Raw genomic sequence first — 11,192 nt, forward strand, 5'->3', positions numbered from 1 at the left:
TTTTTTAAATTTCAAGTTATAAGATGAAAATAAGACAAGTTCAAGGAGGTAAAATGAAAAAAATTGTATATTCTGTCTTATCTTTATCTTTTTTAATGAGTTCTACTTTTGCCATTGATCAAGCAAAACTTCAAGCAAAAAAGCAAACAGGTATCCATTTACAAAGTGCACAATGGAAAGTCCCAAATACTATAGAAAATGGTATTATCATTGAAGATAAACTTCCAAATTCACCTTATACTCAAGCAGTCATTTTGGGTAATAAAATTTTAAATTACACCACAAACTATATAGGACCTCAAGCAAAAAATCCTAAAAATCGTTATGCAGATAATAATCTTTCTTGCTCAAGCTGTCATGCTAATGCTGGAACTATAAAAAATCAATCAGGTTTTGTAGGAATTTATGCACGCTTTCCACAATATAATGCAAGAGCGGATAAAATAATCACTCTAGAAGATAGAATTAATGGCTGTATGGAAAGATCCATGAATGGCAAAAGGCTTCCAAACAACTCTCCTCAAATGAAAGCCATACTTGCTTATATGCATTATATTTCTCAAGGTATAGAAGTAGGAGCAAAAACACAAGGACAAGGATTACCTAAAATATCCTTTTTAAAAAGAGCAGCAGATCCTAAAAAAGGTAAAGAAATTTATCAAAATAAGTGCGTAGCCTGCCATGGAGAAAATGGAGAGGGGGTAAAAAGTAATGATCCTAGTATGAGTTATTACATATATCCTGCTTTATGGGGAAATGATAGTTACAACACAGGTGCTGGCATGTATAGACTTATCAAAGCTGCAAGTTATATCAAAGCAAATATGCCAAAAGATGATGCAACCTTAACTCTAGAACAAGCTTATGATGTGGCAGCTTATATTAATTCTCAACCAAGACCTATTAAAAAGAATAGAAATAAAGACTTTCCAGATCGTGATGTAAAACCTGCAGATATGGATGTAAAACCTTATGCTAAACATGATAAATTTAGTATAGAGCAACATCGTTATGGTCCTTTTGAGCCTTTATATATTAATACAAAATAATTTTTAAGAATAGCTAATTCTAGCTATTCTTTTTTTAAAACCCAAGCAAAATACCATATCGCAAAAGATAAAAGCAAAATCATAAAAAGCTTTTTATCATACACTCCAAAACCAATATAAAGCACAGAATACATAAAACCAAAACTTCCTGCATAAATGCAAATTCTACTCATTAAACCATTTTCTACTGCTCTAAAACATGGACATTTGTGAAAAAATTTCTTTTTTGTTTCTTTGGGTTTAAAAAAACTCAAAATCGCACTTAAAATCAGTAAAAAACTTAAAAAATATAAAACCTTATCCATTAATGAAAATACCTTAACCAAGCAGGAATTGCACTTTGCTCTTCTCTTAAAGAACTTTCTTCTCCATGCCCTGGAAAAAGCTTAAAATCTTTTTCATAAGCTAAAACTTTAAGCAAACTCTCTTTCATCTTAGTTGCATCTGAGTAAGGAAAATCCCACCTACCAATACTACGATAAAATAAAAAATCCCCACTAAAAAGCACATCTTCGCCCACAAGTTCTATCATACAACACCCTGGAGTATGCCCTGGGAAATGATGAAATTTAAACTTAAACTCATCTATACTAAATTCATTTTCATTTTCTATCAATACATCAGCACTTGAATGCTCAAAACCATAATTAAAAGGATCTTTTAGCATAAAAGCATCATCTTTATGGATAAAAATTGGAATTTCATAAGCCATTTTAACTTTAGCATTATCATAAACATGATCATAATGACCATGGGTATTTAAAATAGCTAAAGGTTTGCTTGTATTTTCTTTGATAAACTTATAAGCATTTTCTCCTGGATCGATGATAATTTGCTTGTTATTATGATCTATAATATAACAATTTGTTTCATACATTCCACATGGTTGTTTCAAAATACGCATATAAACTTCCTTTTAACTAAATCAAATATAATTTTAAAAAATTAATATTTAAAGATTTTTTATGAATTATACAAAATTACAAGAATTATTGATCAATTTTATAAAAGAACAAGCAAGAGATAAAAATCTCATCTTAGGTTTAAGCGGTGGGATAGATTCAGCTTTAGTAGCTCATCTTTGCAAAAAAGCAGTAGGTGAAAAACTTTTTGTGCTTTTAATGCCTACAAAATATTCTAAAAAAGAAAATTTAGATGATGCGTTAATGCTATGTGATCATTTGCAAATTCATCACAAGATCATTTATATTGATGAAGTACTTTGTGCTTATGAAAAAATTTGTCAAGATTTAAGCCATTTACGCTTTGGGAATTTAGCTGCAAGAGTGCGTATGAGCTTGCTTTATGATTATTCAGCCTTGCATAATGCTTTAGTGGTAGGCACTTCTAATAAAAGTGAACTTATGCTTGGTTATGGAACTATTTATGGAGATTTAGCTTGTGCTTTTAATCCTTTAGCTACACTTTATAAAAGTGAAGTTTTTGAGCTTGCTAAATTTATAGGTGTACATGAAAATTTCATACAAAAAGCCCCTAGTGCTGATCTTTGGCCAAATCAAAATGATGAAAAAGATCTTGGCTATAAATATGAAGTTTTAGATGAAGTTTTAAAAGCTTTAGAAAAAAATCAAAGCTTAGAAAATTTTGATGAGAATTTAAAAAATTTAGTCTTAGAGCGTGTGCAAAATAATGCCTTTAAAAGAAAACTTCCAACAACATTAAAGAATACATATGACTTGGCTTGATCGGTATTTTTTTAAACCTAATTTTTTGCAAAAAATTCTAGCCTTTTTGCTTTTACCTTTTAGCTTTTTATATATGATTATAGCTATTTTAAATACTAAATTTAAAAAAGAACTTGATTTTAATTTACCCATTATAAGCATAGGTAATCTAACCCTAGGAGGCAATGGAAAAACTCCCATTTGTAAAGCCATAGCTGCTGAGTTTGAAAATTGTTTTATCATCTTAAGAGGCTATAAAAGACAAAGTGAAGGCTTAATCATCGTTAAACACAAAGATAAAATTTTATGCAGCATTAAAGAAAGTGGCGATGAAGCTATGGAGTATGCACTTACAAAGCACATTAATGGAGTGATAGTAAGTGAAGATAGAGTTAAAGGCATACAAAAAGCTATCGAACTTGGAGCAAAGATCATACTTTTAGACGATGCTTTTTCTAAATTTCATATTAAAAAACTTAGTATTTTATTACAAAGCAAAGATGAGCCTTTTTTTGATTTTACCCTACCTAGCGGGGCTTATCGTTTGCCAAAATCTTTTGCTAAAAGGGCTGATTTTATAGCTAAAGAAAATGAAGATTTTGTGCGTTATTCTCATGTAAAAGAAAATCAAAAAGCTATTTTAATAAGCTCTATTGCAAAGCCTTTTAGATTATATGAGCATTTTATTAAAGCTAGGGCTTGTTATTTTTTTGCTGATCATTATACTTTCAAAAAAGAAGAATTAGAAAAACTTTTAAAAAAACACAATTGTGACACCTTAATGCTAACCTTTAAAGACTATGTCAAGGTAAAAGATTTTGGCTTTAAAACAGAATTAATTCATCTTGATATTATTTTAAAAGACAGCTTTAAGCAAATTTTGCAAGATTATATTGATAAATTTAACAATAAGGAAAAAAATGTTACTACACTCAACCCAAGATAAAAATCACCAAGTAAGCTTTTCAAAGGCCTTACTTAGCCCTAGTGCACCTAATAATGCTTTATATGCACCACTTAATCTACCAAAGCTTGATAATGAAGCTTTAAAAAATTTAAACTACAAAGAATTAGCTTTAAAAATTATCGCAGCTTTTGATTTTGATTTAGAGCCTGAAGTTTTTGAAAAAGCTTTGAAAACTTATGAGAGTTTTGATGATAAAACCTGCCCTGTTCATTTAAGAAAAATTAATGATAAGCTTTATATTAATGAATTATTTCATGGGCCAACAAGAGCTTTTAAAGACATGGCATTGCAGCCTTTTGGCGTGCTTTTGGAATGCTTAAAAAAAGATGATGATTTTTTAATCATGTGTGCTACAAGTGGCGATACAGGACCTGCTACGCTAAAAAGCTTTGAAAATAAAAAAGGCATAAAAGTAGTTTGCATTTACCCAAATGAAGGCACAAGCAAAACTCAAGCTTTACAAATGACACACTCAAATGCAAGCAATTTAAAATCCATAGCCATTGAAGGTAATTTTGATGATGCACAAAATGCCCTAAAAACACTTTTAAATGATGAAGATTTTAAAAATACTTTAAAAGAAGAAAAGTTAAGTCTAAGTGCTGCAAATTCAGTTAATTTTGGAAGAATACTTTTTCAAATCATCTATCATTACTATGCTAGTTTGAAAATTGATAAAATAATAGACATCATCATTCCAAGTGGAAATTTTGGCGATGCTTTGGGAGCTTATTATGCTAAAAAAATGGGAGCAAATATAGGTAAAATTAAAATTGCTTCCAATTCAAACAATATCTTAAGTGAGTTTTTTAATACAGGTAAATATGATTTAAGAAATAAAAACTTACAAAAGACTATTTCCCCTGCTATGGATATACTCATATCATCAAATATAGAAAGATTGCTTTTTGATAAATTCAAACATGAACGCACCAAAGAGTTAATGCAAGCTTTAAAGAATGAAAAATATTATGAGCTTAGCCAAAAAGAACTAGAGCTTTTACAAGAAGACTTTGAAGCTGATTTTTGCAATGATGATGAGTGTATGCAATATATCAAACAATACAGCCACTTAGGACTTTTAGACCCTCACACTTGCACTTGCTTTAAAATGCTTGATTCTAACACTACTACGCTTATTACTTCCACAGCACAATGGAGTAAATTTACCCCAAGCATGTATCAAGCAATTTATAACAAAGAATGCCAAGATGAACAAGTTTGCATGCAAGAACTTGCAAAAGAATTTAAGCAAGAAATTCATCCAAATATCGCAAGCTTATTTACAAGCACACAAAAGCAAAATCAAGTTTGCAAACTCAAAAATCTAAAACAAACTATTATAGAATGGATAAAACAATGATAATCATACCAGCAAGATTAAAATCAAGTCGTTTTGAAAATAAAATTTTATGTGAGATTGATAATTTACCTATGTTTATTTATACAGCTAAAAAAATGCAAGAAGTTGATAAAGTGTATGTGGCACTTGATGATGAAGAGGTTTTAAAAATAGCACAAAAACACAATATAAAAGCAGTTTTAACAAGCAAAAATCATGAAAGTGGCACTGATAGGATCAACGAAGCTTGTCAAATTTTAAAACTAAATGAAAATGAGCTAATTATTAATGTCCAAGCTGATGAGCCTTTTATAGAAACACAAAATATTAAAGATTTTAAAGAATTTAGCCAAAAAGCTTTTGAAGATGAGCTTTGTTTTATGAGTAGTTGCTACAAAGAAGTAGATGCGAAAGCTTGTGATGATCCAAATTTGGTTAAAGTAGTTACTGATAGTAATGATTATGCTTTATATTTTTCAAGATCTAAAATTCCTTATGAAAGGGCAAATTATAAACAAAATTTTAAAGCCCACCTTGGAATTTATGCATATAGGGTTAAAAATTTACAAGAATTTTGTACTTTGAAAAACTCAGCTTTGGAAGAATGTGAAAAATTAGAACAATTAAGAGCCTTAGAAAATGGCAAAAAAATCAAAATGTTAAAAATACAAAGTCAAAGCATAGGTATAGATACAAAAGAAGATTATGAGAAAGCTTTGGCTAAATTTGGAGTTAAAAAATGAAAAAAATACTTTTTTTACTAAGCTTATTTTTTACACTTCATGCAAAAGAATTAATCGTAGGTATGGAACTGGCCTACCCTCCTTTTGAAATGAGTGATACTAAAGGCAATCCAAGTGGTATTAGTGTAGAGTTTTTACAAGCCTTTGCCAAAGAAAAAAACTATGATTTAAAAATTCAAAACATAGCTTGGGATGGACTTATACCTGCTTTAAGAACTCAAAAAATAGATCTAATCATGTCTTCTATGAGTATAAGCGAGCAAAGAAAAAAAGTAATAGATTTTACCTTGCCTTATGCTAAGGCAAATTTAGCGATATTAAGCGCTAAAAAATCAAATATTAATTCCATAGAAGATTTAAATCAAAAAGGAAAAATCCTTGCTTTAAAAAGAGGTTCAAGTGCGCATTTATATGCTCAAAAAAATCTTAAAAATGCAAAAATCCTAGTATTTGATAAAGAAAATGCAGCTATTTTAGAAGTCATTCAAGCAAAAGCTGATGCTTTTATTTATGATCAAATGAGTATTTATAAAGCATGGAAAAAACATCCTGAGCAAACAAAAGCTATTTTTACCCCTTTTGAAAAAACACCTGAGCAATGGGCCATAGCTTTAAATAAAAACAATACCAAATTAAAAGAAGAGCTCAATGAGTTTATTTTAAAATCTAAAAAAAATGGTCTTTTTGATAAACTAAGTCAAAAATATCTCAAAGATATGCAAGAAGTTTTCAAAGAACAAAAGCTTGAGTTTTTCTTTTAAGAAAAACTCTTTTCAAGCTTTCTTGAAAACATAGAAATAGGTAAAGTTAAAACCAAATAACAAAGCGCTAAGGGAATATAAATTTCTAAAGTAGAAAAGGTAAAAGCATTAATTTCTTGAGCATTTTGAGTTAATTCTGAAATAGCTATAACGCTTAAAAGAGAGCTATCTTTGATCAAATTACTAAGTTGTCCACTTAGTGGTGCTAAGATATTTTTTAAAGCTTGAGGAAAAATCACACTTTTATAAATTTCAAACTCACTCAAACCCAAAGCCTTAGCACTTTCATATTGCATTTTATCAACACTTAAAATCCCTGCTCTAAATATTTCACAAATATAAGCACTAGCAAATAAAGCTAAAATCAAAACTCCACAAACATAGCGATTATCAAGCCCCAAATTATCTGCAAAAATATAATAAATCAATAAAATTTGCACTAGCAAAGGTGTGCCTCTAATAAGCTCTATAAAAACTCTTGCAAACATATTAAAAAGCACGATTTTACAAAGACTCATATAACACAAAATCAAAGCAAAAATCACACCTACAATCAAAGACAAAACACTAATAAAAAAACTCGTAAAAAAACCTTGTATCATTTTGTCTTTATACTCATAAATTGCCATAAAATCAAAATTATAACTAGCACTTAAAAAAGATAAATAAAAAAATAAAAACAATAAAAATGCTAGCAAAAAGGCATTAACTGCAAACACCTTTGGACTGATTTTTTTATGCTCATTAAATTTATTACGCACTATAAAAAGATGATTCAATTCTAGCCTTTATTTTTTATCAAATTTTTTAAGTTTTTCATCATTTAAACTAAGTTCCATCTTACGAATTTCTTCCTCACCGCTACGGACTAATTTTTTATCATATTTAAAATACTTATTTTTAATTTTATTTGGATACTCTAAAGAATTAAGTAGATATTTAAACAAATTTATCCTTGCTTTCTTTTTACTATCTGAATTAATGATCACCCAAGGACATTTTGGTGTATTAGAAGCTAAAAGCATAGAATATTTGGCTAGAGTGTATTTATCCCATAATTCTTGTGATTTTTCATCAACAACAGAAAGTTTGTATTGTTTTAGCGGATCTGTTCTCCTTTGCTCAAAACGCCTTTTTTGCTCTTGTTTGGAAACTGAAAAATAAAATTTAAAAAACAAAATTCCACTATCAAGTAGCATTTCTTCAAAAGAAGACACCTCACGCAAGAATTTTTTATGCTCATTTGGAGTACAAAAACCCATCACAGGTTCCACCCCCGCTCTATTATACCAAGATCTATCAAAAATTACTATCTCTCCTGCTGCAGGCAAATGTGTCACATAACGCTGAAAATACCACTGAGTTCTTTCCACATCACTTGGTTTTTCAAGTGCTACCACACGACAACCTCTAGGATTTAAATGTTCAATTAATCTTTTAATAGCACCACCTTTTCCTGCTGCATCACGCCCTTCAATTAAAATCAAAACTTTTAATCCTTTATCTTTGACATGATTTTGAAATTTTAAAAGCTCAATTTGTAATCTTCTAAGCTCGCTTTCATACTCAAGTGTTGATTTTTTCACTTTAATAAGAGTAAATTTATCCTTATCCACAACAAACTCCTTAATTTAGGATAATTATTAACTTAAATTTACCACAAATAAGTAAAATAAAACAAATTTAATTTTCAATTTCAAGGAGAAAAATGCGTTTTTTAGCGGTATTTTTTATTTTTTTAAATTTAGCTTTGGCTAACAATGGAGTATTATCACTTAATGAAGCCTTTAAACTCAATACTCACAGCAATAATCAAGGAATTTTTTTAAAAATCAATCTTGCAGATAGAATTTATCTTTATAAAGATCAAATCAAAGTAGAATTAGACTCTAATGATATTACTTCTTTATTAAATTTCCCACAAACTCAAACTAGAGAAAACAAAGAAGTAATTTTTAGCCAACTTGAACTTTTCATACCTCAATTATTATTAGATGATTTTATTAAAAATAACAAAGCAAAACTTTCCCTAGCTTATCAAGGTTGTTCAGAAGAAGGTTTATGCTATCGTCCTGTATATGTAAATTATGAGCTTAATAAACAAAATGGAATTTATGCTATAAAATCAACTAAAGATCAATTTAAAAAGCAAAACGAAGATGAGCAAATTGCTAATGATTTAAGCACACAAAATATATTTATCACACTTTTAACTTTTTTTGGTTATGGCTTATTATTAGCACTTACTCCTTGTATTTTACCAATGATACCTATTCTTTCATCATTAATCGCAATGAAACTCAAAGATAAACCATCTAAAAAACATAGCTTTTATTTATCTTTTATCTATGTCTTTTTTATGTCTTTAGCTTATGCTATAGCAGGTGCTTTAGTGGGCCTTGCAGGAGCTAATGTGCAAGGTTTATTACAACAACCTTGGATTATCATTACTTTTGCAGGTATTTTTGTATTGCTCTCACTTTCTATGTTTGGCCTTTATGAATTACAACTGCCACTTAAATTTCAAAATTTTATCAATAAAAAAATAGAAGGTAAAAACGGGGTTTTTGGTATAGCTATCATGGGCTTTTTATCAGCTCTTATTGTAGGACCTTGCGTAGCTGCACCTTTAGCAGGGGCTTTGCTTTATATTACTAATAGTGGCGATGTATTTTTAGGAGGACTTTCTTTATTTGTGATGAGTTTTGGTATGGGCATGCCTTTACTTTTAATAGGACTTGGAGGAAGTTTTTTAAAAAGCGGAGCTTGGATGCTTAAAATAAAGATTTTCTTTGGTTTTATCATGCTTATCATGGCAGTTTGGATGCTAGAAAGAATACTTAGTGCAAATATCATTTTAATACTTTATGGGGTTATAGGGGTATTTTTTGCTAGCTTTATGGGGTTATTTGATGAAGTAAAAACTAATTTTGATAAATTTAAAAAAGCAAGTATGATTTTAATTTTAGCTTATAGTTTAAGTCTAATTTTAGGTGGCTCAATGGGCTCAAAAAGCTTGCTAAAACCTCTTGAGTTTAACCTTACTTCAAAAGAAAATAGCTCTAATTTAATTTTCAAAACGATTAAAAATTTAAAAGAACTTAAGCAAGAATTACAAAATTCTACCAAACCTGTTATGCTTGAATTTACAGCCGCTTGGTGTGAAAACTGCAAGCTCTTAGAAGAATATACTTTTACAGATGCTAAAGTACAAAATTTACTTGCTAATTATACACTTTTAAAAGCAGATGTAACACATAATAGCCAAGAAGATTTAGCTCTTATGAAAGAATTTGGAGTTTTTGGACCTCCTGTGATGATATTTTTTAACAAAAGTGAAGAAAAAGGACGCATTATAGGCTATGTAGATGCAAATGAATTTTTAAATAGAGTTCCTTAAAGGACTCTATTTAAAATTAATTTTATTTCAAAAAACCTTTCAATCCTTCAAGCTGATATTGCCATAGTTTTTCTATAAAAATTTTAAGTTTTATTGCCAAAAGACCACTAATTGGTTTATGTAAAACCGTGCCAATTGCATAATCTTTTCCTATTGAACAAACGGTATTTCCACTCACAAAAGAAAATTCTTGTTTAAAATCTTTCTCATCAATCATAGCCATTAAAGCTTTAGCCACATAAGCTCCTTCTCTTAATGCAAGCTGGGCTGTTGGAGGATATGGAGTGTTAGTTTTAGGGTTTTTAAATAAACTATTATCGCCTATAAAAAAGTATTTTGATGAATTTTCAACATTTAATGGATGCATAAAAGCATCTACTTCTATACGCGATCTTGTGCTTGGAAAATCTGAGCTATTTTCTATAACGCTATTACCTCTAACTCCTGCAGTCCAAATAATAGTATTAGCTTTAATAAATTCTCCCCCATCAAGCCTTATACCATTTTTTTCACATTCTATAATTTTAGATTTTTCATATACTTTCACACCAAGTGCTTCTAGTCTTTGCTTTGTTTTTAGAGCCAAACTTTTATCAAACATAGGTAAAATTTGATCCATAGCTTCAATAATAGAGAGTTCTAATTTCTCATAAGAAATTTGCTCTTTTTGACAAAATATTTTAAGCTCTTTAGCTAAAGAAGCTACAAATTCAACCCCACTTAAACCCCCACCACAAACTGCGATTTTTAAATCATCTTCATTTTGGGTGGTTTTGTAATTTTTTATTTTCTCATATATTATTTCATTAATTTTTAAAGCATTTTCATAATTATCTATACTCAAAGCATATTCTTGCATACCTTTAATACCAAAAGTTTCCTTCGCAAAACCAAGCCCACATACTAAAATATCAAAGTCAAATTCATTATTTTTAGTAAAAACTTTGTCTTTAGAAATTTTTAAAACTTCATCTTGGATAAAGTTGATTTTTGGATTTAATAAAGGTAAAAGATCATATTTTGAACTATAAATATCTTCATTTGAAGCTACTTTGTGTAGTAAAATAGTATGATAATGATAAGAATTGTTATTAATCAAACTCACTTGTGCTTTTTCAAAAAACTCATCAGGTAAGGCTTTTATAACCGATAAAGTAGCATATCCTGCACCTAAAAACAAAATTTTCTTTTTTTGCATGGATTTTCCTTTAATTTGATAAAAAAATAAATAAAAATTTGGCATAA

The 11,192-nt window shown here is 29.2% G+C and carries 12 protein-coding genes; 7 read left to right on the forward strand and 5 right to left on the reverse strand.

Annotation, left to right across the window (positions count from 1 at the left end; genetic code table 11):
• Nucleotides 1–53 precede the first annotated feature (53 nt).
• Nucleotides 54–1,049, forward strand: a complete 996-nt coding sequence (locus tag L8X38_RS00130) for a c-type cytochrome (protein ID WP_263660923.1) — start codon at nt 54–56, stop codon at nt 1,047–1,049.
• 23 nt (nt 1,050–1,072) lie between these two features.
• Here the strand turns inward: L8X38_RS00130 and L8X38_RS00135 are convergent, their stop codons facing one another.
• Nucleotides 1,073–1,354 carry a hypothetical protein gene (locus tag L8X38_RS00135; RefSeq protein ID WP_133318838.1) on the reverse strand — a complete coding sequence of 94 codons (282 nt, stop codon included), beginning with the start codon at nt 1,352–1,354 and terminating at the stop codon, nt 1,073–1,075.
• Complete coding sequence (locus tag L8X38_RS00140) at nt 1,354–1,953, reverse strand: MBL fold metallo-hydrolase (RefSeq protein ID WP_263660924.1); 600 nt, start codon at nt 1,951–1,953, stop codon at nt 1,354–1,356. Before L8X38_RS00140 ends, L8X38_RS00135 begins: the two co-directional genes overlap by 1 nt.
• A gap of 61 nt (nt 1,954–2,014) precedes the next feature.
• Here L8X38_RS00140 and L8X38_RS00145 point away from each other — a divergent pair, with 61 nt between their 5' ends.
• Genes L8X38_RS00145 through L8X38_RS00165 form a run of 5 tightly spaced genes read left to right on the forward strand, consistent with a single transcriptional unit; the run spans nt 2,015 to nt 6,547 of the window.
• The gene (locus L8X38_RS00145) at nt 2,015–2,755 is read left to right on the forward strand and encodes an NAD+ synthase (protein ID WP_263660925.1); all 741 of its coding nucleotides are present in this window, start codon (nt 2,015–2,017) and stop codon (nt 2,753–2,755) included.
• Nucleotides 2,742–3,680 carry a tetraacyldisaccharide 4'-kinase gene (locus L8X38_RS00150; RefSeq protein ID WP_263660926.1) on the forward strand — a complete coding sequence of 313 codons (939 nt, stop codon included), beginning with the start codon at nt 2,742–2,744 and terminating at the stop codon, nt 3,678–3,680. Before L8X38_RS00145 ends, L8X38_RS00150 begins: the two co-directional genes overlap by 14 nt.
• Nucleotides 3,655–5,064 carry a threonine synthase gene (gene thrC / locus L8X38_RS00155; RefSeq protein WP_263660927.1) on the forward strand — a complete coding sequence of 470 codons (1,410 nt, stop codon included), beginning with the start codon at nt 3,655–3,657 and terminating at the stop codon, nt 5,062–5,064. Before L8X38_RS00150 ends, thrC begins: the two co-directional genes overlap by 26 nt.
• Nucleotides 5,061–5,786 (forward strand): 3-deoxy-manno-octulosonate cytidylyltransferase, encoded by a 726-nt coding sequence (gene kdsB, locus L8X38_RS00160; protein ID WP_263660928.1) that lies wholly within the window; start codon nt 5,061–5,063, stop codon nt 5,784–5,786. Before thrC ends, kdsB begins: the two co-directional genes overlap by 4 nt.
• Nucleotides 5,783–6,547: a transporter substrate-binding domain-containing protein gene (locus L8X38_RS00165; protein ID WP_133318832.1), complete on the forward strand. Its 765-nt coding sequence runs from the start codon at nt 5,783–5,785 to the stop codon at nt 6,545–6,547. The genes kdsB and L8X38_RS00165 overlap by 4 nt, the downstream gene beginning before the upstream one ends.
• Here L8X38_RS00165 and L8X38_RS00170 read toward each other — a convergent pair.
• The gene (locus L8X38_RS00170; protein WP_263660060.1) at nt 6,544–7,326 is read right to left on the reverse strand and encodes an amino acid ABC transporter permease; all 783 of its coding nucleotides are present in this window, start codon (nt 7,324–7,326) and stop codon (nt 6,544–6,546) included. The genes L8X38_RS00165 and L8X38_RS00170 overlap by 4 nt on opposite strands.
• Nucleotides 7,327–7,335: 9 nt before the next feature.
• Nucleotides 7,336–8,178, reverse strand: coding sequence for a polyphosphate kinase 2 (ppk2, locus tag L8X38_RS00175; protein WP_220567128.1), 843 nt, complete (start codon nt 8,176–8,178; stop codon nt 7,336–7,338).
• A gap of 77 nt (nt 8,179–8,255) precedes the next feature.
• Between ppk2 and dsbD the strand changes: the two genes are divergently transcribed.
• Nucleotides 8,256–9,947, forward strand: coding sequence for a protein-disulfide reductase DsbD (gene dsbD / locus L8X38_RS00180; RefSeq protein ID WP_263660929.1), 1,692 nt, complete (start codon nt 8,256–8,258; stop codon nt 9,945–9,947).
• Between the two features lie 22 nt (nt 9,948–9,969).
• Here dsbD and L8X38_RS00185 read toward each other — a convergent pair whose 3' ends face one another.
• Complete coding sequence (locus L8X38_RS00185) at nt 9,970–11,145, reverse strand: NAD(P)/FAD-dependent oxidoreductase (protein ID WP_263660930.1); 1,176 nt, start codon at nt 11,143–11,145, stop codon at nt 9,970–9,972.
• Nucleotides 11,146–11,192: the final 47 nt, after the last annotated feature.

It is taken from the genome of Campylobacter sp. CNRCH_2014_2452, from assembly GCF_025772865.1.
In the GTDB taxonomy this organism is placed as follows: Bacteria; Campylobacterota; Campylobacteria; order Campylobacterales; family Campylobacteraceae; genus Campylobacter_D; species Campylobacter_D lari_D.